Origin of the sequence: Streptomyces sp. ADI95-16 (genome assembly GCF_003721495.1) — a bacterium.
Lineage (GTDB): Bacteria > Actinomycetota > Actinomycetes > Streptomycetales > Streptomycetaceae > Streptomyces > Streptomyces goshikiensis.
Window position 1 is genome coordinate 1,971,065 of sequence record NZ_CP033581.1, and the last position, 25,982, is coordinate 1,997,046.

Below are 25,982 nucleotides of genomic sequence, written 5' to 3' on the forward strand. Positions count from 1 at the left end.
AGGGGGACACCGACGCGCGTCGCGCGTCCGTGTCCCCCTCCTCGTACGGGCTGCTAGTCGCGGGCCGCGGTCAGCTGTTCCGCGTGCTCCTGGAGCGAGCGGACGCCCACGTCCCCGCGGTTGAGCGCGTCGATGCCCTGCACGGCGGCGGCGAGCGCCTGGACCGTGGTCAGGCACGGGACGCTGCGCGCCACCGCCGCGGTACGGATCTCGTAGCCGTCGAGGCGGCCGCCGGTGCCGTACGGGGTGTTGACGATCAGGTCGACCTGGCCGTCGTGGATGAGCTGGACGATGGTCTTCTCGCCGTCGGGGCCCTCGCCCTCGCTGAGCTTGCGCACGACGGTGGCGTTGATGCCGTTGCGGCGCAGGACCTCGGCGGTGCCGGAGGTGGCCATCAGCTCGAAGCCGTGGGCGACGAGCTCGCGCGCCGGGAAGATCATCGAGCGCTTGTCGCGGTTGGCGACGGAGATGAACGCGCGGCCCTTGGTGGGCAGCGGGCCGTAGGCGCCGGCCTGCGACTTGGCGTACGCCGTGCCGAAGACGGTGTCGATGCCCATGACCTCGCCGGTGGAGCGCATCTCCGGGCCGAGGACGGTGTCCACGCCGCGGCCCTGGATGTCGCGGAAGCGCGACCACGGCATGACGGCTTCCTTGACGGAGATCGGCGCGTCGAGCGGCAGGGTGCCGCCGTCGCCGGTCTTGGGCAGCATGCCCTCTTCGCGCAGCTCGGCGATGGTGGTGCCGAGCGAGATGCGGGCGGCGGCCTTCGCGAGCGGGACGGCGGTCGCCTTCGAGGTGAAGGGGACGGTCCGGGAGGCGCGCGGGTTGGCCTCCAGGACGTAGAGGATGTCGCCCGCCATCGCGAACTGGATGTTGATCAGGCCGCGGACGCCGACGCCCTTGGCGATGGCCTCGGTGGAGGCGCGCAGGCGCTTGATGTCGTAGCCGCCGAGGGTGATCGGGGGCAGGGCGCAGGCGGAGTCGCCGGAGTGGATGCCGGCTTCCTCGATGTGCTCCATGACGCCGCCGAGGTAGAGCTCGGTGCCGTCGTAGAGGGCGTCGACGTCGATCTCGATCGCGTCGTCGAGGAAGCGGTCGACCAGCACGGGGCGGGTCGGGGAGATCTCGGTGGACTCCGCGATGTACGAGGACAGCCGGTCCTCGTCGTAGACGATCTCCATGCCGCGGCCGCCGAGCACGTACGAGGGGCGGACCAGGACCGGGTAGCCGATCTCGTCGGCGATGGCCTTGGCGCCCGCGAAGGTGGTGGCGGTGCCGTGCTTGGGGGCCGGCAGGCCGGCGTCGGCGAGGACCTGGCCGAAGGCGCCGCGGTCCTCGGCGGCGTGGATGGCCTCGGGCGAGGTGCCGACGACGGGGACGCCGTTGTCCTTGAGCGCCTGGGCGAGACCGAGGGGGGTCTGGCCGCCGAGCTGGACGACGACACCGGCGATGGGGCCGGCCAGCGACTCGGCGTGGACGATCTCCAGCACGTCTTCGAGCGTCAGCGGCTCGAAGTACAGGCGGTCGGAGGTGTCGTAGTCCGTCGAGACGGTCTCCGGGTTGCAGTTGACCATCACGGTCTCGTAGCCGGCGTCGCTGAGGGCGAAGGAGGCGTGGACGCAGGAGTAGTCGAACTCGATGCCCTGGCCGATGCGGTTCGGGCCGGAGCCCAGGATGATCACCGCGGGCTTGGTGCGGGGCGCGACCTCGGACTCCTCGTCGTACGAGGAGTAGAAGTACGGGGTCTTCGCGGCGAACTCGGCGGCGCAGGTGTCGACCGTCTTGTAGACCGGGCGGACGCCGAGGGCGTGGCGGACCTCGCGGACGACGTCCTCGCGCAGACCGCGGATCTCGGCGATCTGGGCGTCGGAGAAGCCGTGCCGCTTGGCCTCGGCGAGGAGCTCGGGGTCGAGCTTCTCGGCGGCGGCGAGCTCGTCGGCGATCTCCTTGATCAGGAAGAGCTGGTCGACGAACCAGGGGTCGATCTTCGTGTACTCGAAGACCTCTTCCTGGGTGGCGCCGGCGCGGATGGCCTGCATGACGGTGTTGATGCGGCCGTCGGTCGGGCGGACCGCGGTGGCCAGCAGCTCGGCCTTGTCACCGGGGTCTCCGACGAAGGTGAACTGCGAGCCCTTCTTCTCCAGGGACCGCAGGGCCTTCTGGAGGGCCTCGGTGAAGTTGCGGCCGATGGCCATGGCCTCGCCCACCGACTTCATCGTGGTGGTGAGGGTGGCGTCGGCCAGCGGGAACTTCTCGAAGGCGAAGCGCGGGGCCTTGACGACGACGTAGTCGAGGGACGGCTCGAAGGAGGCCGGCGTCTTCTCGGTGATGTCGTTGGGGACCTCGTCGAGGGTGTAGCCGATGGCCAGCTTGGCGGCGATCTTGGCGATCGGGAAGCCGGTGGCCTTCGACGCGAGCGCCGAGGAGCGCGAGACGCGCGGGTTCATCTCGATGACGATGACGCGGCCGTCGGCCGGGTCGATCGCGAACTGGATGTTGCAGCCGCCGGTGTCGACGCCGACCTCGCGGATGATCGCGATGCCGATGTCGCGCAGCCGCTGGTACTCGCGGTCGGTGAGCGTCATGGCCGGGGCGACGGTGATGGAGTCGCCGGTGTGGACGCCCATCGGGTCGAAGTTCTCGATGGAGCAGACGACGACGACGTTGTCCTTGGTGTCGCGCATCAGCTCCAGCTCGTACTCCTTCCAGCCGAGGATGGACTCCTCCAGGAGCACCTCGGTGGTCGGGGAGAGCGTGAGGCCCTGGCCGGCGATGCGGCGCAGCTCGTCCTCGTCGTGGGCGAAGCCGGAGCCGGCGCCGCCCATGGTGAAGGAGGGGCGCACGACGACGGGGTAGCCGCCGAGGGTGTCGACGCCCTTGATGACGTCGTCCATCGTGTGGCAGATGACCGAGCGGGCGGACTCGCCGTAGCCGATCTTGGCCTTGACCGCCTCGACGACGCCCTTGAAGAGCTCGCGGTCCTCGCCCTTGTTGATGGCCTCGACGTTGGCGCCGATGAGCTCGACGCCGTACTTCTCCAGCACACCCTGCTCGTGCATGGAGATGGCGGTGTTGAGCGCGGTCTGGCCGCCGAGGGTGGGGAGCAGCGCGTCGGGGCGCTCCTTCGCGATGATCTTCTCGACGAACTCGGGGGTGATCGGCTCGACGTACGTGGCGTCGGCGATCTCCGGGTCGGTCATGATCGTCGCGGGGTTGGAGTTGACCAGGATCACCCGCAGGCCCTCGGCCTTGAGGATGCGGCAGGCCTGGGTGCCGGAGTAGTCGAATTCCGCGGCCTGGCCGATGACGATCGGGCCGGAGCCGATGACCAGGACGGACTGGATATCGGTGCGCTTAGGCACGCTCGGCCTCCATCAGGGCGGTTTCCATCAAAGACGTGAAGCGGTCGAAGAGGTAGGCGGCGTCGTGCGGGCCGGCTGCCGCCTCGGGGTGGTACTGGACGGAGAAGGCCGGCTGGTCGAGCAGCTGGAGGCCTTCGACGACCTGGTCGTTCAGGCAGACGTGGGAGACCTCGGCGCGGCCGTAGGGGGTCTCGGAGACCTTGTCGAGGGGCGCGTCGACGGCGAAGCCGTGGTTGTGCGCGGTGATCTCGACCTTGCCGGTGGTGCGGTCCTGCACCGGCTGGTTGATGCCGCGGTGGCCGTACTTCAGCTTGTACGTGCCGAAGCCGAGAGCGCGGCCCAGGATCTGGTTGCCGAAGCAGATGCCGAAGAGCGGCGTCTTGCGGGCGAGGACGCCCTGCATGACGGCGACGGGGCCGTCGGCGGTGGCCGGGTCGCCCGGGCCGTTGGAGAAGAACACGCCGTCGGGGTTGACCGCGTACACGTCCTCGACGGTGGCGGTGGCGGGGAGCACGTGCACCTCGATGCCGCGCTCGGCCATCCGGTGCGGGGTCATGCCCTTGATGCCGAGGTCCACGGCGGCGACGGTGAAGCGCTTCTCGCCGATCGCGGGGACGACGTACGCCTCCTTGGTGGCGACCTCGGCGGAGAGGTTGGCGCCCTTCATCTGCGGGGCGGCCTGGACGCGGGCCAGCAGGGCCTCGTCCTCGGCGATCGCCACGCCGGAGAAGATGCCGACGCGCATGGCGCCGCGCTCGCGCAGGTGGCGGGTCAGGGCGCGGGTGTCGACGCCGGAGATGCCGACGACGCCCTGCTTGACCAGCTCCTCGTCCAGCGAGCGCCGGGAGCGCCAGTTGGAGGGGACGCGCGCGGGGTCGCGCACGACGTAGCCGGAGACCCAGATGCGCGAGGACTCGGGGTCCTCGTCGTTGACTCCGGTGTTGCCCACGTGCGGGGCCGTCATGACGACGACCTGGCGGTGGTACGACGGGTCGGTCAGGGTCTCCTGGTAGCCGGTCATCCCGGTGGAGAACACGGCCTCGCCGAAGGTCTCCCCCACAGCGCCGTAGGCACGGCCGCGGAAGATCCGGCCGTCCTCCAGGACGAGTACGGCGGGAGCTTTGGCTGCTCCCCTGGTGGAGGTCGTCATCGTTCGGCGCCTTCCGTCGTGATGGATGAGTTCATGTGGTTGATCGCCTCGACCCAGGCGGCGTGCTCGGCCGCGCGGTCGGAGCGGAATCCGGAGTCGATCAGCTTGTCGCCGTGCGCCCATGTGACGACGAGCAGACCGCCCTCGGTGAGTACCTTGCCCGCGATTCCCTTGTCGAGGCGGGCGCCGCGCAGCTGCGCGGCCGGTACGAAGAAGTCGTTGGCCCCCGGACGGACCACGTCGAGGCCCGCGTCGGTGAGCGTGAGCTCGACCCGGCTGCGCAGGCCCAGACCGTGGGCGACGATCCGGTCGAGCCATTGCCCGGCGGTGGTGGACCCGTGGTACCGGCCGGTCAGGGCCAGCCGGTGCTCGGGGAGACCGCTCGGGGCGGCGGGCAGCTCCGGCAGATCGCTCTGCAGGGCGCCGCGCCATTTCCAGCCCTGCCGCATCAGCCAGTACACGAACGCGATGAAGACGAGCAGACCGACGACCCACGAGATGCGGGCGCCCCAGTCCGTCACCTCCGCCGACTGTCGTTCGGCGGCCTCGGCGGCCAGTTGGATTACTGCAGGTGTCACGCCAGCGTCCCGTCCACGACCGTTGCCCGGCCCCGCAGGAAGGTGTGAGTGACGCGTCCCGGCAGCTCGCGGCCCTCGTAGGGCGTGTTGCGGCTGCGGGAAGCGAACTGTGCGGGGTCCACGACACCACGGTACGAGGTGTCGACCAGGGTCAGGTTCGCGGGTTCACCCACCGAGACGGGACGGCCGTGGTTGTCCAGGCCGCCGATCCGGGCCGGGGCGAAGGACATCCGCTCGGCGACGCCCGCCCAGTCGAGCAGTCCGGTCTCGACCATCGTCTGCTGGACGACGGAGAGCGCGGTCTCCAGGCCCACCATGCCCATGGCGGCCGCGGCCCACTCGCAGTCCTTGTCCTCGTGCGGGTGCGGGGCGTGGTCGGTGGCGACGATGTCGATCGTGCCGTCGGCGAGCGCCTCGCGCAGGGCCGTCACGTCGCGCTCGGTGCGCAGCGGCGGGTTGACCTTGTACACCGCGTTGTACGAGCGGACGAGCTCGTCGGTGAGGAGGAGGTGGTGCGGGGTGACCTCGGCGGTGACGTCGATGCCGCGGGACTTGGCCCAGCGGACGATCTCGACGGAGCCGGCGGTGGAGAGGTGGCAGATGTGCACGCGGGAGCCGACGTGCTCGGCGAGGAGCACGTCGCGGGCGATGATCGACTCCTCGGCCACGGCGGGCCAGCCGCCGAGGCCGAGCTCGGCGGAGACGATGCCCTCGTTCATCTGGGCGCCCTCGGTCAGGCGGGGCTCCTGGGCGTGCTGGGCGACGACGCCGCCGAAGGCCTTCACGTACTCCAGGGCGCGGCGCATGATCACGGCGTCGTCGACGCACTTGCCGTCGTCGGAGAAGACGGTGACGCGGGCGGCGGAGTCGTGCATCGCGCCGAGTTCGGAGAGCTGCTTGCCCTCCAGGCCGACGGTGACGGCGCCGATGGGCTGCACGTCGCAGTAGCCGGATTCCTTGCCCAGGCGCCAGACCTGCTCGACGACGCCGGCGGTGTCGGCGACCGGGAAGGTGTTCGCCATGGCGAACACGGCGGTGTAGCCGCCGGAGGCGGCGGCGCGGGTGCCGGTCAGGACGGTCTCGGAGTCCTCGCGGCCGGGCTCGCGCAGGTGGGTGTGCAGGTCGACGAGGCCGGGGAGGAGCGTCTGGCCGGCGGCCTCGATGACGGTCGCGCCCTCGGCGTCCAGGCCCGTGCCCACGGCGGCGATGGTCTCGCCGTCGATCAGGACGTCCTGCGCCTCGCCGCCGAGTACCTTCGCGCCACGGATCAGGATCTTGCTCATGGTTACTTGCTCTCCTCGGTGCGCGCGGCGGCGGGGGTGGTGGTGACGGCGGGCTCGGAGCCTCCGAGCAGCAGGTACAGGACGGCCATCCGGGTGGAGACGCCGTTGGCGACCTGCTCGACGGCCGTGCAGCGGTCGGAGTCGGCGACCTCGGCGGTGATCTCCATGCCGCGGTTCATCGGGCCGGGGTGCATCACGATGGCGTGCTCGGGCATCTTCGCCATGCGGTCGCCGTCGAGCCCGTACCGGCGGGAGTACTCGCGCTCGGTCGGGAAGAAGGCGGCGTTCATGCGTTCGCGCTGCACACGCAGCATCATCACCGCATCGGACTTCGGCAGCACCTCGTCGAGGTTGTACGAGACCTCGCAGGGCCAGCTCTCGACGCCGATCGGGACCAGCGTGGGCGGGGCCACCACGGTGACCTCGGCGCCCAGGGTGTGCAGGAGCTGCACGTTGGAGCGGGCCACCCGGCTGTGCAGGACGTCGCCGACGATGGTGATGCGGCGGCCGCCGAGGTCCTTGCCGAGGCCGGCGTCGCGGCCGACGAGGCGGCGGCGCATGGTGAAGGCGTCCAGCAGGGCCTGGGTGGGGTGCTCGTGGGTGCCGTCGCCGGCGTTGACGACGGCGGAGTCGATCCATCCGGAGGTCGCGAGCCGGTAGGGGGCGCCGGAGGCGTGGTGGCGGATGACGACCGCGTCGGCGCCCATGGCCTCCAGGGTCAGCGCGGTGTCCTTCAGGGATTCGCCCTTGGAAACGGAGGAGCCCTTGGCGGAGAAGTTGATGACGTCGGCGGAGAGCCGCTTGGCGGCCGCCTCGAAGGAGATCCGGGTGCGGGTCGAGTCCTCGAAGAAGAGGTTGACGACCGTGAGCCCGCGCAGGGTGGGCAGCTTCTTGATCGGCCGGTCCGCCACGCGGGCCATTTCCTCGGCGGTGTCGAGGATCAGGACGGCGTCGTCGCGGGTGAGGTCGGCGGCCGAGATGAGGTGGCGCTTCATCTGGATGGCTCCGTAAGTCGGGGAGGGCAGGCTGAGGGTGCCCGGTACGGCGGGCAGGGCGGTGCTGGGCAGACGTCGCCGCGGTCCCCGCGCGGGGGCCGGGCGCGCGGCGGGCTAGAGCCCTGCTGCCTGGACGGTCCGCTGGCCGAGCAGTACGGCGTCGCGGCCGTCCTCCTCCTGGAGCTGGACCTTCACGGTCTCCCGGAGCGAGGTCGGGAGGTTCTTGCCGACGTAGTCGGCGCGGATCGGCAGTTCGCGGTGGCCCCGGTCGACGAGGACCGCGAGCTGCACGGCGCGGGGGCGGCCGATGTCGCCGAGCGCGTCGAGGGCGGCGCGGATGGTGCGGCCGGAGAAGAGCACGTCGTCGACGAGGACCACGAGGCGGCCGTCGATGTCGTCGCCGGGGATCTCGGTGCGGCCGATCGCGCGGGCGGGCTTCATGCGCAGGTCGTCGCGGTACATGGTGATGTCGAGGGAGCCGACGGGGATCTTCGTGCCGGTGATCTCTTCGAGCTTGGCGGCCAGCCGGCGGGCGAGGTAGACACCGCGGGTGGGAATGCCGAGGAGCACCACGTCGTCGGCGCCCTTGGCGCGTTCGACGATCTCGTGGGCGATGCGGGTGAGGACCCGCGCGATGTCCTGCGCTTCGAGTACGGGGCGCATGTCATCGGTGCTGTGCTGCTGGGTGTCCATGGATGGACCTCCTTCTCCGCCTCACGGGACGGACCTTAAAGGACGTCTGATGTACGCCGTCCACGGTAGCAGGGGCGATCGCGCGGCCCGCAAGGGGGGCGGCCTGGAACCCCTCTCGCGGGGCGATCAAGACCATTCGGCTTGACGCATCCAAGTAACGCTGCGTAACCTCACAGTGAGTTACCAGCCGCGCGGCTGAACCGCATGCAGTCCATGTAGTCACAGCGTCACAGCGTCCGGGAGCGTTATGTCCAGCGAATACGCCAAACAGCTCGGGGCCAAGCTCCGCGCCATCCGCACCCAGCAGGGCCTTTCCCTCCACGGTGTCGAGGAGAAGTCCCAGGGCCGTTGGAAGGCCGTGGTGGTCGGTTCTTACGAGCGCGGAGACCGCGCCGTGACCGTCCAGCGCCTTGCCGAGCTGGCGGACTTCTACGGGGTTCCGGTGCAGGAGCTGCTGCCGGGTACGACCCCCGGCGGAGCGGCCGAGCCGCCGCCGAAGCTGCGCCTCGACCTGGAGCGCCTGGCGGGCGTACCCGCCGAGAAGGCCGGCCCCCTCCAGCGTTATGCGGCCACGATCCAGAGCCAGCGCGGGGACTACAACGGCAAGGTGCTGTCGATCCGCCAGGACGACCTGCGCACCCTGGCCGTGATCTACGACCAGTCGCCCTCGGTCCTGACCGAGCAGCTCATCAGCTGGGGCGTGCTGGATGCGGACGCGCGCCGCGCCGTTGCCCACGAGGACATCTAGTCCCAGCAGCAGGACCAGCAGAAACGTTACCGGCGGGTGCCGGGAGGCCTGAGAGGGCTTCCCGGCACCCGCCGGTTTCTTCGTGGGCGGCGCGGGTGGATGCCGGCTCCATACGGAAGGGCCCGCAGCTCGTGCGCTGCGGGCCCTTCCGTATGGCGTGGTACCGGTGACTGGCGGCGCGGTCAGCTCTCGCTGCGGCGCAGGCTCGGCTTCAGGTCCTTGAAACGGGCCAGCAGCCCGTTCACGAACGAGGGCGACTCGTCCGTGGAGAACTCCTTGGCCAGCTGGACGGCCTCGTCGATGGCCACGGCGTCCGGGGTGTCGTCCACCCAGATCAGCTCGTAGGCACCGAGGCGCACGATGTTCCGGTCCACGACCGGCATGCGGTCGAGGTCCCAGTCCACGGCGTACGTGATGATCAGATCATCGATGCGGTTCACCTTGTCGGCGTAACCCTCGACGAGATCCATCGTGAAGGCGCTGACCGGCGGCTGCCGGTCGTCCGACCGCGCGTGGCGGATCCAGTCCGCGAGGACGTCGCGCACGGGCACCCCGCGCTGGTCGGCCTCGAACAGGATCTGGAAAGCGCGCTTGCGCGCGTTGCTCCGGGCAGCCACGGTTAGCTGTTCACCCGGCCGAGGTAGTCGCTGGTGCGGGTGTCGACCTTGACCTTCTCGCCGGTGTTGACGAAGAGCGGGACCTGGATCTCGTGACCGGTCTCCAGCTTGGCCGGCTTCGTGCCACCGGTGGAGCGGTCGCCCTGGACGCCCGGGTCGGTGTGCTCGATGACGAGCTCGACGGCGGCCGGGAGCTCGACGTAGAGCACCTCGCCCTCGTGCTGGGCGACGGAGGCGGTGAAGCCCTCGATGAGGAAGTTGGCGGCGTCGCCGACAGCCTTCTTGCTGACCATCAGCTGGTCGAAGGTCTGCATGTCCATGAACACGAAGTACTCGCCGTCCATGTACGAGAACTGCATGTCACGGCGGTCGATGGTGGCCGTCTCGACCTTCGTGCCGGCGTTGAACGTCTTGTCGACGACCTTGCCGGAGAGCACGTGCTTGAGCTTGGTGCGCACGAAGGCCGGGCCCTTGCCGGGCTTGACGTGCTGGAACTCGACGACGGACCAGAGCTGGTCACCGTCGAGCTTGAGCACCATGCCGTTCTTGAGGTCGTTCGTGGAAGCCACGGTTGCGGAATCTCCTGCACTGGAAGACCACGGATGCGCGCACGGCCCGGTGTTGCGGGCTAGAGCGCGAGCAGCTCCTTGGTCGTAATGGTGAGTAGCTCGGGACCGCCGTCCGCCTCGGGGCGTACGACGAGCGTGTCATCGATCCGGACACCTCCCCGGCCGGGGAGGTGAACCCCCGGTTCGACGGTGACCGGCACGCAAGCGTCCAGTTTACCCATTGCCGTAGGTGCAAGCTGCGGGTCCTCGTCGATTTCGAGTCCGACACCATGTCCGGTCCACGGGGAGAGGGCTTCACCGTGCCCCGCGGAGTCCAGTACGGAGCGCGCCGCGTGGTCGACCTCGCGGTACGCGGCACCCGGTACGAGCGCCTCGCGGCCGGCCCGCTGAGCCGCGAAAACAAGATCGTAGAGCTCGATCTGCCAGTCGGCCGGGCTGGTGCCGATGACGAAGGTACGCCCGATCTCACAGCGGTAGCCGCGGTAGTTGGCGCCGAGGCAGACGGTGAGGAAGTCCCCCTCCTCGACCCGGCGGTCGGAAGGCCGGTGCCGGGAGCGGCCGGAGTTCGGGCCGGTGCCGACGGAGGTCGGGAAGGCGGGGCCGTCGGCGCCGTGGTCGACGAGACGGCGCTCCAGCTCCAGCGCGAGGTGCCGTTCCGTCCGGCCGACGAGGATCGACTCCAGCAGCTCGCCGAGGGCCTGGTCGGCGATCTCGGCGGCGATGCGGAGGCAGGAGATCTCCTCCTCGTCCTTGACGAGGCGCTGCTGCTCGACCGAGAGGCCGAGGTCGGCCAGGCGGAGCCCCGGCGCGACGGAGCGGAGGGCGCGGTGACGGGCGACCGTGAGGTGGTGCTCCTCGACGGCGAGGGAGTCGGCCCGTACGACGGCGGCCATGTCTCCGGCGGCGACGGCGGGATCCGCGCCGGGGGCGGAGAGCACCGACACCCGCAGGTGCTCGTCGAGGCGGCCCTCGTCGGCCTCGCCGGTGGGGGTGTGGGAGCAGAACAGCATGTCGTCGGAGGGCCCGACCAGCAGCGCGGCACCGGGCGGGGACGCCCCGGCGAGGTACCGGACGTTCGCCGGCCGCGTGATCAGCGCGGCGGCGTTGCCCGCTGCGGCACAACGGTCGCGAAGCAGGCCCCTGCGGGTCGCGTACACGTCTGACATGACTCCGAGCCTACGAGCGCCTCGCCCATCCGGCCTGACGAGCGCCGCCGTCCGATGCCCCACGCCTGTCCGGCGCCCGGCACATCCAGCCCCGCCGGCGGGCACATCCAGCCCCGGCGGCGGGCACATCCGGCCCGGCGCCCGGCACATCCAGCCTCGGCGGCGGGCACAACCAACCTCGCCGGCGTTTGAGGCGCCGGTCGGGGCGGAGCCCGGTGCCCGGCACATTCAGCCTCGCCGGCGTTTGAGGCGCGGGTCCGGGCGGAGCCCGGTGCCCGGCGGAGCCGGGTTTCCTGGGGCTCCGCCCCAGACCCCGCGCCTCAAACGCCGACGAGGCTGAGATTGCCCCGGCAGGGCTGAGATTGCCCGGCGGGGCTGGAACGTGCCGCCCGGACTGGGAGGGACCGCGTAACAGCCGGAGAGGCTAGAAGGCGGGAGCCGTGATGGCGCGCGCCAGGGTCTCGTCGAGGGCCCGGGCCGTCGCTTCGACGTCGAGGTGCGAGTTGTCGATGATCGGCAGGCCAGAGCCGTACCAGCCCGCCATGCGGCCGTGGATCCGCGCGACTTCCTCGTCGGACAGCCGCCGGTTCCCGGACCGCTCCGCGTTCCGCTCCAGGACGATCTCCAGCCCCGGCAACAGCACGACCGGCAGCAGGTGCGGGCCCACGTGCCGTTTCCAGCCGCCCAGGCCCACCACCGGCCGGTCCGGGAAGACCGCGTCGTCGAGGATGCAGGAGATCCCGTTGGCGAGGTAGTTGCGGGCGGCGAACCCGCAGGTGCGGCGGGCGAGGCGGTACTGCGCCTCGGAGTGGTCGTTCCAGCCCGCCTGCGGGTCCGCGAAGCCGGAGCAGACCCACTCCCGGACGTCGTCCAGGCTCACGTGCGCGGTCGGGACCGGCCGGGTGCTGGCCCAGTGCCGGGCCACGGTGGTCTTCCCCGCGCCGGCCGGGCCGATCAGCAGCACCGCGAGCGTCGCCCCGCCGGTACCCGGCGCCACGGGCGCCACCGGCGGCAGCGGGATGTGCCCCGTCGGCTCCTGCCCGGGGACCGGAAACGGAACCGGGATCGGCGCCGGCGGCGGTGTCGGCCACCCCTGCGCCGGCGGTATCGGCGGCTGCGGCGGGGGCGTCACCGGAGGCTGCTGTCCGGGCTGCTGCCCCCAGCCCGCTCCCCCGTCCCCGACTTCTTGCTGCATCCGCTGCCACTCCGTCTCGTTCCAGGTACTGATGCGAGAACGTTATATGACCGCGCGCCCCCCGACCGCCCACCGGCGGCCGGGGGGCGTCGTCAGGCGGAGACTTTCTCCGCCAGCGCGCGCAGCGCCAGCCGGTACGAGCCGAGGCCGAACCCGGCCACCGTCCCGGTCGCCACCGCGGCGATGACCGAGGTGTGCCGGAACTCCTCGCGGGCGTACGGGTTCGAGATGTGCACCTCGATCAGCGGCGCGGTGCGCTGCGCCGCCGCGTCCCGCATGGCGTACGAGTAGTGCGTGAACGCGCCCGGGTTGATCACGACCGGGATCTTGCCGTCCGCCGCCTCGTGCAGCCACCGGACCAGCTCGCCCTCGTCGTTGGTCTCGCGGACCTCGACGTCGAAGCCGAGCTCCTCGCCCAGCGTGCGGCAGCTCTCCACCAGCCCCGCGTACGAGGTGGCCCCGTAGACGTCGGGCTCGCGGGACCCGAGCCGGCCCAGGTTCGGGCCGTTCAGGACGAGGACCCTGCGGCTCACGCCGACACCTCGCCGTACGCGGCGATCAGGTGCGCCGGGTCCGGGCCCTCCAGGACGGTGGGCTTGCCCAGGCCGTCCAGGACGATGAAGCGCAGCAGGTTGCCCCGGGACTTCTTGTCGACCTGCATGGTCTGGAGCAGCTTGGGCCACTGGTCGCCGCGGTAGGTCAGCGGCAGCCCGACGGCGGCGAGGATCTCGCGGTGGCGGTCGGCGGTCGCGTCGTCGAGCCGGCCGGCCAGCCGGCCGAGTTCGGCGGCGAAGACCATGCCGACGGAGACGGCCGCGCCGTGCCGCCACTTGTAGCGCTCGTTCTTCTCGATGGCGTGCGCGAGGGTGTGGCCGTAGTTGAGGACCTCGCGCAGGCCCGACTCCTTGAGGTCGCTGGAGACCACGTCGGCCTTGACCCGGATGGACCGCACGATCAGCTCGGCCGTGTGCGGGCCCTCGGGCGTACGGGCCGCCGCCGGGTCGGCCTCGATCAGGTCGAGGATCTCCGGGTCGGCGATGAAGCCCGCCTTGATGATCTCGGCGAGGCCGCTGACGTAGTCGTTGACCGGCAGCGAGTCGAGGGCCGCGAGGTCGCAGAGCACCCCGGCCGGAGGGTGGAAGGCGCCGACGAGGTTCTTGCCCTCGGCGGTGTTGATGCCGGTCTTCCCGCCGACCGCCGCGTCCACCATGGCCAGCACGGTCGTCGGGACCGCGATCCAGCGCACCCCGCGCAGCCAGGACGCCGCGACGAAGCCCGCCAGGTCGGTGGTCGCCCCGCCGCCCACGCCGACGATCACATCGGTACGGGTGAACCCGGACTGCCCGAGCGCCTTCCAGCAGTACGCCGCGACCTCGATGGTCTTGGCTTCCTCGGCGTTCGGCACCTGGATGGCCACGGCCTCGTAGCCCTGGTCGGCCAGGTCGTCCCGCAGCGCCTCACCGGTCGAGGCCAGCGCCTCGGGGTGGATCACGGCGACCCGCTGGGCCTTCGTACCGATCAGGCTGCCCAGCTCGCCGAGCAGCTGCCGGCCGACCAGCACGTCGTACGCCTCGTGTCCGGCGCTCGCGCCGACCTGGATGCGCGTCACCTGGTCTGTCATACGTCCTTCAACTCCAGAGCGTCGAGGACCGCCTGGGCGACCTCTTCGGGGGTGCGGTCGTCGGTGGCCACCACGACGCGCGCGACTTCGGTGTACAGGTGGCGGCGGGCCTCCATCAGCTCGCGCCACTGGCGGCGCGGGTTGACGGCGAGCAGCGGGCGCGCGGCGCCCAGGCCGACGCGCCGGACGGCTTCCTCGACGTCCATCGACAGGTACGCGACGGGCAGCCCGGCGAGCAGCTCGCGCGTGCCCCCGTCGAGGACGGCGCCGCCGCCGAGGGAGAGCACTCCGGTGTGCTCGGCGACGGCGGCCGCGACGGCCCGGCGCTCCAGCTCACGGAAGTGCGGCTCGCCCTCGTCGATGAAGAGGTCGGAGATCTCCCGGCCGGTGGCCGCGACGATGTCGGCGTCGGTGTCCCGGTAGGGGGCGCCGAGCCGTTCGGCGAGGAGTTCTCCCACCGTGGACTTGCCGGACCCCATGGGGCCGACCAGGACGATCTGCGGGCCGTGGCTCACCGGATGCGCAGGTGTTCGAGGTAGGACCGGACGTTGCGGCGGGTCTCCTCGACCGAGTCGCCGCCGAACTTCTCGACGACGGCGTCGGCCAGTACGAGGGCGACCATGGCCTCGGCGACGATGCCGGCGGCCGGGACGGCGCAGACGTCGGAGCGCTGGTGGTGGGCCACCGTCGCCTCGCCGGTCGCCACGTCCACGGTCGCGAGCGCACGGGGCACGGTCGCGATCGGCTTCATCGCGGCGCGCACGCGCAGCAGTTCACCGGTGGTCAGGCCGCCCTCGGTGCCGCCGGAGCGGCCGGAGGTCCGCTTGAGGCCCTCGGGGGTGGAGACGATCTCGTCGTGCGCCTGCGAGCCGGGGACGCGGGCCAGCTCGAAGCCGTCGCCGACCTCGACGCCCTTGATCGCCTGGATGCCCATGAGGGCGGCCGCGAGGCGCGCGTCGAGACGACGGTCCCAGTGGACGTGCGAGCCGAGGCCGACCGGAACGCCGTAGGCGAGGACCTCGACCACACCGCCGAGGGTGTCGCCGTCCTTGTGGGCCTGGTCGATCTCCGCGACCATCGCCTTCGACGCGTCGGCGTCGAGGCAGCGCACCGGGTCGGCGTCGAGCTTGTCGACGTCGGCGGGGGTCGGGTAGACGCCGTACGGGGCCTTCGCGGCGGCCAGTTCGACCACGTGCGAGACGATCTCGATGCCCGCGACCTCCTTGATGAAGGAGCGGGCGATGGCGCCGAGGGCGACGCGCGCGGCCGTTTCACGGGCGCTGGCGCGCTCCAGGATCGGGCGGGCCTCGTCGAAGCCGTACTTCTGCATCCCGGCGAGGTCGGCGTGCCCGGGCCGCGGGCGCGTCAGCGGGGCGTTGCGGCCGGTGTCCTTGAGCAGCGAGGGGTCGACCGGGTCGGCCGACATGACGGTCTCCCACTTCGGCCACTCGGTGTTGCCGATCATGACCGCGACCGGGGAGCCCTGGGACAGGCCGTGGCGGACACCGCCGAGGAAGGTGATCTCGTCCTGCTCGAACTTCATCCGGGCACCGCGGCCATAGCCGAGCCGGCGCCGGGCCAGGTGGTCAGCCACCAGCTCGGTGGTGACCGGGACGCCGGCGGGAAGGCCCTCCAGCGTCGCCACCAGCGCCGGTCCGTGGGACTCTCCGGCGGTCAGCCAACGCAACCTGCTCAACGATGCTCCTCATGCTCGCGCCTGGCTACTGCGACGGCGCGACCGGGTGCGCGGCCCGGACCCGCCGTACTTGATCCTCCCATGTCCGGCGGCCGGGACCGCGCTCCGGTCCAGCTATCGGACGGTGGACCGGCGCCCCCGCAGCCACTTCCCGGCCTCCCAGAGCACCGCGAAGGCCAGCAGTCCCCCGATGGTCCACTTCGCCCAGCCGGGCACCGCGTCTCTGACCAGGACCCCGATGAAACGGAACACCCCGCCCGCGATGTCCCACCGCCCGGCCAGTATCTGGCTCGATTCCGCCGTCTCCACGCCGTCCCCCCTCGCTCCCGAACACGTGGGTGAGAAGCCTAACGGGAGCGGAGCGCGGCCTCTCCCGCCGCACGCATGGCGGCCAGCGGCGCCCGGGGCCGCCCGGTCATCCGCTCGACCTGGAGGACGGCCTGGTGGACGAGGAGGTCCAGGCCGCCGATGAGCTTGCCGCCGCGCTCGGACCAGGCCGCCGCGAGGGCCGTCGGCCAGGGGTCGTACAGGACGTCGAACAGGGTCCCCGCGCCGTCCGGTACGGAAGCGGCCAGGGCGTCCGTGGTCCCGGCCGGGGTGGTCGCGATCACCAGCGGCTCGGCCAGCGCCTCGGCCGCCAGCGACCAGTCGGCGGTACGGACGGGCACGCCGAGGCGCTCGCCCCACTGCCGCATCTCGTCGGCGCGGGCGCGCGAGCGGACGTACGCCGTGACCTCGCCGGTGCAGATCCGCGAGAGCGCGGCCAGCGCCGAGGAGGCGGTGGCGCCCGCGCCGAGGATGGCGGCGGACGGCACCTTCTCCACGCCGCGCTCGTGCAGCGCGGAGACGATCCCGGGGATGTCGGTGTTGTCGCCGAGACGGCGGCCGTCCTCGGTGAAGACGACCGTGTTGACGGCCTCGACCGAGGCGGCGGTGTCACTGATGCCGTCGAGCAGCGGGATGATCGCCCGCTTGAGCGGCATCGTCAGGGACAGCCCGGCCCACTCGGCGCCGAGGCCCGCCATGAACTCCGGGAGCGCGGCCTCGTCGATCTCGAACCGGTCGTACGACCAGTCGGCGAGGCCGAGCTCCTGGTAGGCGGCGCGGTGCAGCACCGGTGAGAGGGAGTGCTCGATGGGCGAACCCAGCACCGCGGCCCTTATGTGTGACATGTACCGCTACCCGCCGTTCTTCTGCTTCTGCCGCGCCTGGAACTCGGCGACGAGCTTGAGGTGCTCGTCGTAGGTCTTGGTGAAGGTCGTCTTGTTGCCGTCGACCGACACGAAGAACATCCAACCGCCGTGGTCCGGGCTGAGCGTAGCCGTCAGCGCGTCCATGCCCGGGTTCCCGATCGGACCGGCGGGCAGACCCTTGATGAAGTGCGTGTTGTAGGGGCTGTTGAACGCCTGGGCTTCCTTGAGGTTGAAGTTGATCTCGCTCTGGCCCTTGGCGTAGTTGTACGTCGAGTCGAACTCGATCTTCTGGTTGGTGACGTCGTTGGTCTTCTTGAGGCGGTTGTAGACCACCTCGGACATCTTCCGGAAGTCGTCGTGGTTCTTGCCCTCGGCGTTGACGAGGCTGGCGACCGTGACCACCTGGAGCGGATTCTCCAGGCCCAGCTCCTTGGCCTTGCCCTCGACGCCCAGCTCCGCGTACTTGTCGCTGGCGTTCTTGACCATCTGCTTGAGCAGGGACTGGGGGGTGCTCGACTTGGTGAGGTCGTAGCGCGCCGGGTACAGGAAGCCTTCGAGGGGGTCCATGATCTTCGGGTTGTTGTTCGCCCAGGCCGGCAGGCCGAGGTTCTTGACCTCCCGCTGGGCGACCTCGGCGGTCGTGCCCTGGGGCTGGCCGAGCTTCCTGTCGATCGCCTCGTACACCGTGGCGTTGCGCATGCCCTCGGCGATGGTGATGACGTTCAGCTTGCTGGGGTCGGTCATCAGCTCGACGGCGGCCGCGGCCGACATCTTCTTCTTGAGCGGGTAGACGCCCGGCTGGATGGCCTTGCCCTTGGGGTGGAGGCCGGCGGCGTTGACGAACGCCTGGGCGCTGGCGACGACCCCGTTCTCCTGGAGGATCGTGCCCATCTTGAAGAGGCCCGTGCCCGGGGGGATCTCCACGTCCACGGTCTCGTCGAGGCCGGCGCCCGCGAAGTCCGCGGGGGCGCCGAAGCGCGCCTTGAGGTAGGTGTAGCCGTAGTACCCGCCGCCGCCGACCACGCCGACGATCACCACGGCGGCGATCAGGCAGGCCATGCCGCTGCGCTTCTTGGGCTTGTCCCCGCCCTTGCCCTTCGAACGGCCCGGGCGGCGGCCGCCGCCGCCCGCCCCGTCGGGCTCGTCGTCGTCCTCGTCGCGGTCGGCGAAGAAGGAGCCGGGCTCCTCCTCGTCCTTCGCCTCCTCGGCGTCCTCCTGCCACTCCTCGGCCTCCGGTTCCGGCGCCAGGTGGCGCTGGTTCGGGGGCTGCGGCGGCGGATAGGCCTCGGGGGTGCTGTACAGGTCGGGGGCCTCGCCCGTGTAGCCGCCGACGGGCTGCTGGGTGTACGGGTCGACCGCCACGTAGGGATCGGCCGGCGTGGTGACCTGCGGGCTCTGGCCGGTGTCCCAGACCTGGCCGGCGTACGTCGGCTGCTGGTGCTGCTGCGGCTGCTGGTGCTGCTGCGGCTGCTGCTGGTGCTGCTGCTGGTACTGGGGTTCCTGGTACTGCTGCGGGGCATAGCCCTGCTGCTGCCCGGGGTACTGCTGCTGCGGCTGCTGCGGATACGGCTGGTGCTGCGGCTGCTGGGCGTACGGATCGTGCGGGACCTGCTGCGGCTGCGGGTACGACGGCTGCTGCTGGTACTGAGGCTCCTGGTACCGCGGCTCCTGCGGATACCGCTGCTGCGGGTCACCGGCCTGGGGCATCTGACCCTGCTGGGTCTCGTGCCCGTTCCACCCCTGGTCGCCGTACAGCGGGTCCTCGGGGTGCCACGGTTCGGAGCCGCGGCCCCGGCCATACTCAGTCATCGATCCCCTAGCGCCGCGAGACGAAGGCCACGGTTGCGTTCTTCCGCGACACCCGGTACCGCCTCTTTGGTGGTGGGCGACGGCTGTTCGAATGCCGTCTCATCGCGCGGAACGTTACCGTATCGCGATCAGACAACCACTTCGACGCACTCGCCGGGCGGATTACCTGATACCCGTTCGGTCTCAAGAGCGTTCTGAAGGATCACCACGGCGGCGGCCTGGTCGATGACCGACCGCCCCTTCTTGGCGTTCTTCCCCGACGCACGCAGCCCCTGGGCGGCGGTGACCGTGGTCATCCGCTCGTCCACGAGCCGGACCGTCACCGGCTTGATGCCCTTGGCGAGTTCACCCGCGAAGGCACGGACCTTGGCCGCTGCCGGCCCCTCCCGCCCGCTGAGCGAGCGGGGGAGGCCGACCACGACTTCGAGGGGCTCGTACTCCTCGACGAGCTGCCGCAGCCGCCGGTGGGCGAACGGGACGTCCCGGCCCGGCACGGTTTCCACCGGTGTGGCGAGGACCCCGTCGGGGTCGCAGGAAGCGACCCCGATCCGGGCGTCCCCGACGTCGATGGCGAGCCGGCGGCCACGGCGCAGAGTCATCGTCAGACCGTCTCGACGACGAGGCGCTCGACCGCGGCGATGGCCTCGGGGACGGCGGCCGGGTTCTGGCCACCGCCCTGGGCCACGTCCGGCTTGCCGCCACCGCCGCCACCGAGGGTCTTGGCGGCGGTACGGACCAGGTCGCCGGCCTTGAGACCGCGCTCGCGGGCGGCCTCGTTGGTGGCGATGACGGTCAGCGGGCGGTCGTTCGCCGTGGTGAACAGGGCCACGACGGCCGGGCGGTCACCCTGGATGCGACCGCGGACGTCGAGGACCAGCTTGCGCAGGTCGTCGGCGCCGGTGCCGTCCGGGACGCTGCCGACGACGAGGGCGACACCACGGATGTCCTGGGCGCCCGCGGCGAGACCGGCGGCGGCCTGGAGGACCTTCTCCGCGCGGAACTTGTCGATCTCCTTCTCGGCGTCCTTCAGCTTGCCGAGCATGGAGGCGATCTTCTCCGGCAGCTCCTCCGGACGTCCCTTGACCAGCTCCTGGAGCTGGGCGACGACCGTGTGCTCCTTGGCGAGGAAGTTGTACGCGTCCACACCGACCAGGGCCTCGACGCGGCGCACGCCGGAGCCGATGGAGGACTCGCCGAGCAGCTTCACCAGACCCAGCTGGGCGGTGTTGCCGACGTGGGTGCCGCCGCACAGCTCCTTGGAGAAGTCGCCGATGGTCACGACGCGCACGCGCTCGCCGTACTTCTCGCCGAACTCGGCGATGGCGCCCTGCTTCTTCGCCTCGTCGATGCTCATGACCTCGGCCGTGACGTCGAGCTCGCGGGAGAGCACGTCGTTGATCTTCTGCTCGACGTCGGTGAGGACCGTGCCGGGGACGGCGTTCGGCGAGCCGAAGTCGAAGCGGAAACGGCCGGGCGAGTTCTCGGAACCGGCCTGGGCGGCCGTCGGGCCGAGGGCGTCGCGCAGCGCCTGGTGCGTCAGGTGCGTGGCCGAGTGGGCGCGGGCGATGGCCCGGCGGCGGTTGATGTCGATGGCGGCGTACGCGGAAGCACCCACCGTCACCTCGCCGACCTGGACGGAGCCCTTGTGCACGGAGACGCCCGGGACCGGCTGCTGGACGTCGCGGACGTTGATGATGGCGCCCGAGTCGAGCTTGATGCGGCCCTGGTCGGCGAGCTGGCCGCCGCCCTCGGCGTAGAAGGGGGTGCGGTCGAGGACGACCTCGACCTCGTCGCCCTCGGAGGCGGCGGGCGCGGAGACGCCGTTGACCAGGAGGCCGACGATGGTGGACTCGCCCTGGGTGGTGGCGTAGCCGGTGAACTCGGTGGCGCCGGAGCCGTCGGCGATCTCCCGGTAGGCGGACATGTCCGCGTGGCCGGTCTTCTTGGCCTTGGCGTCGGCCTTGGCGCGGTCGCGCTGCTCCTGCATCAGGCGGCGGAAGCCGGGCTCGTCCACGGAGAGGCCCTGCTCGGCGGCCATCTCCAGGGTGAGGTCGATCGGGAAGCCCCAGGTGTCGTGGAGCAGGAACGCCTTGTCGCCGGAGAGGACGGTGCCGCCGGCGGCCTTGGTCTCGGTCACGGCGCTGTCGAGGATGTTGGTGCCGCCCTTGACGGCCTTGAGGAAGGCGGCCTCTTCGGCGAGCGCGACCGTCTCGATGCGCTTGCGGTCGGTGACCAGCTCCGGGTACTGCTGCCCCATCGTGTTGATCACGACGTCGACCAGGTCCTGGACCACCGGGCCGGTGGCGCCCATGAGGCGCATGTTGCGGATGGCGCGGCGCATGATGCGGCGCAGCACGTATCCGCGGCCCTCGTTGCCGGGGGTGACGCCGTCGCCGATGAGCATGACGGAGGTGCGGATGTGGTCGGCGACCACGCGCATCGAGACGTCGGTGGCTGTGCTGGCGGCGGAGCCGCCGTAGGGCACGCCGGTAATTTCGGTGGCCTTGTCCATGACCACGCGCAGGGTGTCGGTCTCGTACATGTTCTGCACGCCCTGCAGGATCATCGCGAGGCGTTCGAGGCCGAGACCGGTGTCGATGTTCTTCGACGGCAGGTCACCGAGGATCGGGAAGTCTTCCTTCCCGTCGCCGGCGCCGCGCTCGTACTGCATGAAGACCAGGTTCCAGATCTCCACGTAGCGCTCGTCGTTGACGGCCGGGCCGCCCTCGACGCCGAAGTCGGGGCCGCGGTCGTAGTTGATCTCGGAGCACGGGCCGCAGGGGCCGGGGACGCCCATGGACCAGAAGTTGTCCTTCTTGCCCAGGCGCTGGATGCGCTCGGCGGGAACGCCGATCTTCTCGCGCCAGATCGTCTCGGCCTCGTCGTCGTCGAGGTAGACGGTGATCCAGAGCTTCTCGGGCTCAAGGCCGTAGCCGCCGTCCGCCACGGAGCCGGTGAGCAGCTCCCAGGCGTACTTGATGGCGCCTTCCTTGAAGTAGTCCCCGAAGGAGAAGTTGCCGCACATCTGGAAGAACGTGCCGTGGCGGGTGGTCTTGCCGACCTCTTCGATGTCCGGCGTACGGACGCACTTCTGCACGCTGGTGGCGCGGGGGGCCGGGGGCTTGGTCTCGCCGAGGAAGTACGGCTTGAAGGGGACCATGCCCGCGTTGACCAGCAGCAGAGTCGGGTCGTCCGCGATGAGCGACGCCGAAGGGACAACGGCGTGACCGCGCTCCTCGAAGAAGCTCAGCCAGCGGCGGCGGATTTCAGCCGACTCCATCAGTGGTCCTCATTCCGGTCGTACGAAAACTTCATGTGGGTGGTCTTGTCGTTCTGGATGGCCCGCGTCCGCCTCGGCCCGGGGAGGGCGGTGACGTTGTCGGGCCGGTCTGGGTCCTGGTGGAGTCCCAGTGCGTCGTTCAGCTCGTCCTCGCGCTGCGTCATTCCCGCCTTGACGTCGAGGGCGAAATCCTTGAGGCGGTGACCCGCCTCGACGGCCTTGTCCGCGGCCTGCGCGGCGAGGCTCTCCGGCGTCAGCTTCTTGAGCTGGCGGTTGACCTTGGTGGTGGCCCACACGCCGGCGGCGGCGCCTGCGGTGAACCAGAAGGCTCGGCGGAACATCGGAGGTCTCAGCCCTTCTGCTTCCGGCGCCGGGCGGCCGGCACCGTACGGCCGACGATCACGGTGCGCCGGGTGGTCTTCTGCGGAGCGTCGTCGGTCTTGCCCAGCGCCTTGCGGACTCCGTAGCCGAAGGCCGCGACCTTGACCAGCGGGCCGCCGAAGGCGGAGGCCACGGTGGAGGACAGCGCGGAGGCGTTCGAGGTCACTTCCTGGACGTCGCTCGCGATGGCGTCGACGCGGTCGAGCTGCGTGCGCGCGGAGCGGACGGTCGTGGAGGCGTCGGCCAGCAGCGGGACGGCCTGATCGGTCACGTCGGCCACCAGCTTGGTGGTCGCTTTGAGCACCTGGGCCAGTCTCACCAGCACCACGGCGAGGAAAGAGACCAGGATGGCCCAGAAGACGGCCACGAGGATCCCGGCCACCTCTCCACCGGACACGTTGCACCGCTCCCTGCACATCGATCAGTACGCGAAAAGTCGTCCTCCGACCCTATCGCGCCGGAGATCCGCCGCCGTACCGGAATTCCGGTGCCGGGCTCCTCGCGTTGTACGCGGCGCATCCGGACCAGTACCCTCCGTGTCCCATGCGACAGCGACCCCTTCACACGAACACCCGGGGCAATCTTCCCTCAGAGCTGAGCGGCCTCGTCGGGCGGGGTGGCGAACTGGGCGAGCTGGCGCGGCTGCTGGAGTCCTCGCGGCTGGTCACCGTGACCGGGGTGGGTGGGGTCGGCAAGTCCCGGCTGGTCCTGGCGGCGGCCCGGCGCGTCGCCGAGCGGGCGGCGGGGCCCTCGGACGGCGCGCCGGAGGGGCTGCGGGAGGAGCCGCAGGAACGCTACTTCGACGGCGTGTGGCTGGCCGAACTGGCCTCCGTACGGGAACCGGAGCTGCTGGAGCTGACGCTCGCGGAGGCCCTGGGGCTGACCGACCACACCACCCGCCCGCCCCGGACCGTACTGGCCGAGCACCTGGCCGGGCGGCGGCTGCTGCTGGTCCTGGACGGGTTCGAACAGCTGGTGGAGGAGACCGCCGGGCTGGTACGGGAGCTGCTGGTCCGCTCTCCCGGCCTGCGGGTGCTCGCCGCCGGACGGCGTCCGCTCGCCCTCGACGGGGAGCAGGCGTTCCCGCTGGCCCCGCCGGCCCCGGAGGAGGCCCTGGCCCTGCTGTGCGCGCGGGCGGCGGCCGCCGATCCGGGCTTCACGGTGACGGAGGCCGGCCGGCCGGTGCTGGTCGAGCTCTGCGCCCGGCTGGACGGGCTCCCCCTCGCGCTGGAGCTGGCGGCCGGCCGGCTGCGGGCGCTGTCCCCGGCGCAGCTGCTGGCCCGGCTGGAGGACCGGTTCGCGCTGCTGACGGGCGGAACGCGCGGGGCACTGCCCCGGCACCGGGCGCTGCGCACCGCGATCGGCTGGAGCCACGAGCTGTGCACGGCGCCGGAGCGGCTGCTGTGGGCCCGGCTCTCGGTGTTCGCCGGGCAGTTCGACCTCGACGCCGCCGAATACGTGTGCTCGGGCCCTGACCTGCCGGTGGAGTCGGTGCTGGACCTGGTCGGGGAGCTGCTCGCGCAGTCGCTGCTGTGCCGGGTGGAGACGGGGGCGGGGGTCCGCTACCGGATGCTGGAGACCGTACGGCTCTACGGGGCGGGCTGGCTGGAGTCGCTGGGGGACGCGGCGCGGCTGCGGCGGCGCCACCGGGACTGGTACACGGGACTGGCGACCTGGTGCGAGCTGGACTGGTTCAGCCCGCGCCAGCACGAGGTGGCCGCGCTGATGGAGGCGGAGCTGGCGAACCTGCGGCTCGCGCTGGAGTGCTGCCTGGAGGATCCGGAGGAGGTTCACCTCGGCCAGTACCTGGCGGGGACGCTGTGGTTCTACTGGGCGGGCTGCGGGCGGCTGACCGAGGGCCGGCACTGGCTGGACCGGGCGCTGGAGAACCTCCCGGAGGCGGGGTACGAGGGCTCGCGGCTGAAGGCGCTCTGGGTGCTGGGCTACGTGGCGGCCCTACAGGGCGACTCGGTGGCCTCGATGAGCGCCCTGTACGAGTGCCGGGACGGGGCCGCGCGGACGGAGAACCCGGTCGCGGCGGCGTACGCGGTGCACCGGCTGGGCTGCCTGGCGCTGGTCTCGGACGACATGGCGCGGGCCGGGGAGCTGCTGGGCTCGGCGCTGGAGCGCTACCGGGAAGCCGGGGAGCTGAACAGCAACGTGCTGATGTGCCAGGTCGAGCTGGCCATGGCGCTGGCCTTCCAGGGCGATCTCGCGGGCGCGCTCTCGCTGTGCCGGGAGGTCCGGGACATCTGCGAGGAGCGGGGGGAGCGCTGGACGAAGGCGTACGCCCTGTACGTACTGGCGTACGCGGCCCTGGACGCGGGCGGCACCGGGGAGGCGCGGCGGCTGCTGGCCGAGTGCGTGGCGATCAACCACGTCTTCCGGGACCTGGTGGGGCTGGTGCTGGCGGTGGAGCTGCTCGCGCTGGTCACGGTCACCGAGGGCGAACCGGCCGAGGCGGCGGTGCTCCAGGGCGCGGCGGAGCCGATGTGGGACGGGGTGGGCCTGCGGCTGTTCGGCTCGGGGTACTTCAACGCGCCGCGGCTGATGTGCCAGGAGCGGGCGGGTGAGCTGCTGGGCGCGGAGCGGTACGCGGCCTGTGCCGGGCACGGCCGCGCGCTGGCGCTGGACGAGCTGGTCGAGCGGGCGCTGCGGGGTCCGGAGCCGAGGCCGGTGCCCGCGCTCCCGAGGCCCCGTACGGCGGCCGGGCGGGCGGCGGGGTACCCGGGAAGCAGGAAACCCGCCGGCTCCCCCGAGGGGGAACCGGCGGGCTGACCAGCCAGTGAGGCTACGTCCGCGGATGAATCAGCGGGCGTAGTACTCGACGACGAGCTGCTCGTCGCAGATGACCGGGATTTCCTTGCGGTTCGGGTCGCGGTCCAGGCGGAAGGCCAGGGCCTTCAGGTTGACCTGCAGGTAACGGGGGGTCTCGCCCTCGCCTGCGTAGCCACCCTCACGGGCAACCTGGAACGGAACCTTCTCGCGGCTGCGCTCGCGAACGGTGATGACGTCGTCCGGGCGGACACGGAACGACGGCTTGTCGACCTTGTCACCGTTGACCTCGATGTGGCCGTGAACGACCATCTGGCGGGCCTGGTAGATGGTGCGGGCGATGCCCGAACGCAGAACCAGGGCGTCGAGGCGACGCTCGAGCTCGACGACGAGCGCCTCGCCCGTCTTGCCTTCGGCCTTCTTGGCGCGGTCGTAGGCGCGAGCCATCTGACGCTCAGAGATGTCGTACTGGGCGCGCAGACGCTGCTTCTCGAGCAGACGAACCTTGTAGTCCGAGTTCTGCTTGCGGCCACGGCCGTGCTCGCCCGGCGGGTAGGGGCGGGCCTCGAAGTACTTGACGGCCTTCGGGGTCAGCGCAATGCCGAGGGCACGCGACTTCTTGACCTTGGGTCGCTTCTGGTTCACGTGGAACCTACCTCCATGTAAGTTAGGTGAGGCTTACCTTAGCGAGGAGGACGTAATGTCTCGACCACATGGGATCCCCCTGCCCAGTGCGCGTCGAAGTTCGGGTTCCAACGAAACGGAATCCGCTTTCGACGACGATAAGCAAGGTCAGCCGCGTCCCAGGGAAGGCGTTCGGCAGCTCACCGGAGCCGAACGCGTACGAACCCTCGTAGAGTCCAACGCCTCA

General features: G+C 71.1%; 24 protein-coding genes. 2 read left to right on the top strand and 22 right to left on the bottom strand.

Going from position 1 to position 25,982, the window contains the following annotated elements:
- Positions 1–53: 53 nt before the first annotated feature.
- The 6 genes from carB to pyrR form a co-directional block, all read right to left on the bottom strand.
- Positions 54–3,362 carry a carbamoyl-phosphate synthase large subunit gene (gene carB / locus EES41_RS08400; protein WP_123076961.1) on the bottom strand — a complete coding sequence of 1,103 codons (3,309 nt, stop codon included), beginning with the start codon at positions 3,360–3,362 and terminating at the stop codon, positions 54–56.
- Positions 3,355–4,512: a glutamine-hydrolyzing carbamoyl-phosphate synthase small subunit gene (gene carA, locus EES41_RS08405; protein ID WP_123076963.1), complete on the bottom strand. Its 1,158-nt coding sequence runs from the start codon at positions 4,510–4,512 to the stop codon at positions 3,355–3,357. Before carA ends, carB begins: the two co-directional genes overlap by 8 nt.
- On the bottom strand, positions 4,509–5,090 hold the full coding sequence (locus tag EES41_RS08410) for a hypothetical protein (protein WP_073778923.1): 582 nt from the start codon (positions 5,088–5,090) through the stop codon (positions 4,509–4,511). Before EES41_RS08410 ends, carA begins: the two co-directional genes overlap by 4 nt.
- Positions 5,087–6,373: a dihydroorotase gene (locus EES41_RS08415; protein WP_073778925.1), complete on the bottom strand. Its 1,287-nt coding sequence runs from the start codon at positions 6,371–6,373 to the stop codon at positions 5,087–5,089. Before EES41_RS08415 ends, EES41_RS08410 begins: the two co-directional genes overlap by 4 nt.
- A gap of 2 nt (positions 6,374–6,375) precedes the next feature.
- Positions 6,376–7,368, bottom strand: coding sequence for an aspartate carbamoyltransferase catalytic subunit (locus EES41_RS08420; RefSeq protein WP_073795910.1), 993 nt, complete (start codon positions 7,366–7,368; stop codon positions 6,376–6,378).
- Positions 7,369–7,482: 114 nt separating this feature from the next.
- The gene (gene pyrR, locus EES41_RS08425; protein ID WP_123076965.1) at positions 7,483–8,061 is read right to left on the bottom strand and encodes a bifunctional pyr operon transcriptional regulator/uracil phosphoribosyltransferase PyrR; all 579 of its coding nucleotides are present in this window, start codon (positions 8,059–8,061) and stop codon (positions 7,483–7,485) included.
- 247 nt (positions 8,062–8,308) lie between these two features.
- Between pyrR and bldD the strand changes: the two genes are divergently transcribed.
- Positions 8,309–8,809 carry a transcriptional regulator BldD gene (gene bldD, locus EES41_RS08430; RefSeq protein WP_007263032.1) on the top strand — a complete coding sequence of 167 codons (501 nt, stop codon included), beginning with the start codon at positions 8,309–8,311 and terminating at the stop codon, positions 8,807–8,809.
- 182 nt (positions 8,810–8,991) lie between these two features.
- Here the strand turns inward: bldD and nusB are convergent, their stop codons facing one another.
- From nusB to EES41_RS08510, 15 genes are all read right to left on the bottom strand, one after another.
- Positions 8,992–9,426 (bottom strand): transcription antitermination factor NusB, encoded by a 435-nt coding sequence (gene nusB, locus EES41_RS08435; RefSeq protein ID WP_008740417.1) that lies wholly within the window; start codon positions 9,424–9,426, stop codon positions 8,992–8,994.
- A gap of 2 nt (positions 9,427–9,428) precedes the next feature.
- Positions 9,429–9,995, bottom strand: coding sequence for an elongation factor P (efp, locus tag EES41_RS08440; protein ID WP_008740420.1), 567 nt, complete (start codon positions 9,993–9,995; stop codon positions 9,429–9,431).
- A 59-nt stretch (positions 9,996–10,054) separates the two neighbouring features.
- The gene (locus EES41_RS08445) at positions 10,055–11,161 is read right to left on the bottom strand and encodes an aminopeptidase P family protein (protein ID WP_008740421.1); all 1,107 of its coding nucleotides are present in this window, start codon (positions 11,159–11,161) and stop codon (positions 10,055–10,057) included.
- 424 nt (positions 11,162–11,585) lie between these two features.
- On the bottom strand, positions 11,586–12,356 hold the full coding sequence (locus tag EES41_RS08450; protein WP_123076967.1) for an AAA family ATPase: 771 nt from the start codon (positions 12,354–12,356) through the stop codon (positions 11,586–11,588).
- A gap of 92 nt (positions 12,357–12,448) precedes the next feature.
- The gene (aroQ, locus tag EES41_RS08455) at positions 12,449–12,889 is read right to left on the bottom strand and encodes a type II 3-dehydroquinate dehydratase (RefSeq protein WP_123076969.1); all 441 of its coding nucleotides are present in this window, start codon (positions 12,887–12,889) and stop codon (positions 12,449–12,451) included.
- Positions 12,886–13,977 carry a 3-dehydroquinate synthase gene (gene aroB / locus EES41_RS08460; RefSeq protein WP_123076971.1) on the bottom strand — a complete coding sequence of 364 codons (1,092 nt, stop codon included), beginning with the start codon at positions 13,975–13,977 and terminating at the stop codon, positions 12,886–12,888. Before aroB ends, aroQ begins: the two co-directional genes overlap by 4 nt.
- Positions 13,974–14,492, bottom strand: coding sequence for a shikimate kinase (locus EES41_RS08465; protein ID WP_123076973.1), 519 nt, complete (start codon positions 14,490–14,492; stop codon positions 13,974–13,976). The genes aroB and EES41_RS08465 overlap by 4 nt, the downstream gene beginning before the upstream one ends.
- Positions 14,489–15,673, bottom strand: a complete 1,185-nt coding sequence (gene aroC / locus EES41_RS08470) for a chorismate synthase (protein WP_123076975.1) — start codon at positions 15,671–15,673, stop codon at positions 14,489–14,491. The genes EES41_RS08465 and aroC overlap by 4 nt, the downstream gene beginning before the upstream one ends.
- A gap of 114 nt (positions 15,674–15,787) precedes the next feature.
- Positions 15,788–15,982: a hypothetical protein gene (locus EES41_RS08475; protein WP_123076977.1), complete on the bottom strand. Its 195-nt coding sequence runs from the start codon at positions 15,980–15,982 to the stop codon at positions 15,788–15,790.
- A gap of 38 nt (positions 15,983–16,020) precedes the next feature.
- On the bottom strand, positions 16,021–16,845 hold the full coding sequence (locus EES41_RS08480; RefSeq protein ID WP_123076979.1) for a shikimate dehydrogenase: 825 nt from the start codon (positions 16,843–16,845) through the stop codon (positions 16,021–16,023).
- Between the two features lie 6 nt (positions 16,846–16,851).
- The gene (gene mltG, locus EES41_RS08485; protein ID WP_123076981.1) at positions 16,852–18,675 is read right to left on the bottom strand and encodes an endolytic transglycosylase MltG; all 1,824 of its coding nucleotides are present in this window, start codon (positions 18,673–18,675) and stop codon (positions 16,852–16,854) included.
- Between the two features lie 128 nt (positions 18,676–18,803).
- Entirely contained in the window at positions 18,804–19,274 is a 471-nt protein-coding gene (gene ruvX / locus EES41_RS08495) for a Holliday junction resolvase RuvX (protein ID WP_123076983.1), read from the bottom strand.
- Positions 19,275–19,276: 2 nt separating this feature from the next.
- Complete coding sequence (gene alaS, locus EES41_RS08500; RefSeq protein WP_123076985.1) at positions 19,277–21,955, bottom strand: alanine--tRNA ligase; 2,679 nt, start codon at positions 21,953–21,955, stop codon at positions 19,277–19,279.
- Positions 21,955–22,296: a DUF6167 family protein gene (locus EES41_RS08505; protein ID WP_073778945.1), complete on the bottom strand. Its 342-nt coding sequence runs from the start codon at positions 22,294–22,296 to the stop codon at positions 21,955–21,957. The genes alaS and EES41_RS08505 overlap by 1 nt, the downstream gene beginning before the upstream one ends.
- Positions 22,297–22,304: 8 nt before the next feature.
- The gene (locus EES41_RS08510; RefSeq protein WP_123076987.1) at positions 22,305–22,733 is read right to left on the bottom strand and encodes a DUF948 domain-containing protein; all 429 of its coding nucleotides are present in this window, start codon (positions 22,731–22,733) and stop codon (positions 22,305–22,307) included.
- Between the two features lie 146 nt (positions 22,734–22,879).
- On the opposite strand from EES41_RS08510, the gene EES41_RS08515 reads away from it, so the two are divergent.
- Positions 22,880–25,114, top strand: a complete 2,235-nt coding sequence (locus EES41_RS08515) for an AAA family ATPase (protein ID WP_123076989.1) — start codon at positions 22,880–22,882, stop codon at positions 25,112–25,114.
- Between the two features lie 30 nt (positions 25,115–25,144).
- Here the strand turns inward: EES41_RS08515 and rpsD are convergent, their stop codons facing one another.
- Entirely contained in the window at positions 25,145–25,756 is a 612-nt protein-coding gene (rpsD, locus tag EES41_RS08520; RefSeq protein ID WP_008740451.1) for a 30S ribosomal protein S4, read from the bottom strand.
- Between the last annotated feature and the right edge of the window lie 226 nt (positions 25,757–25,982).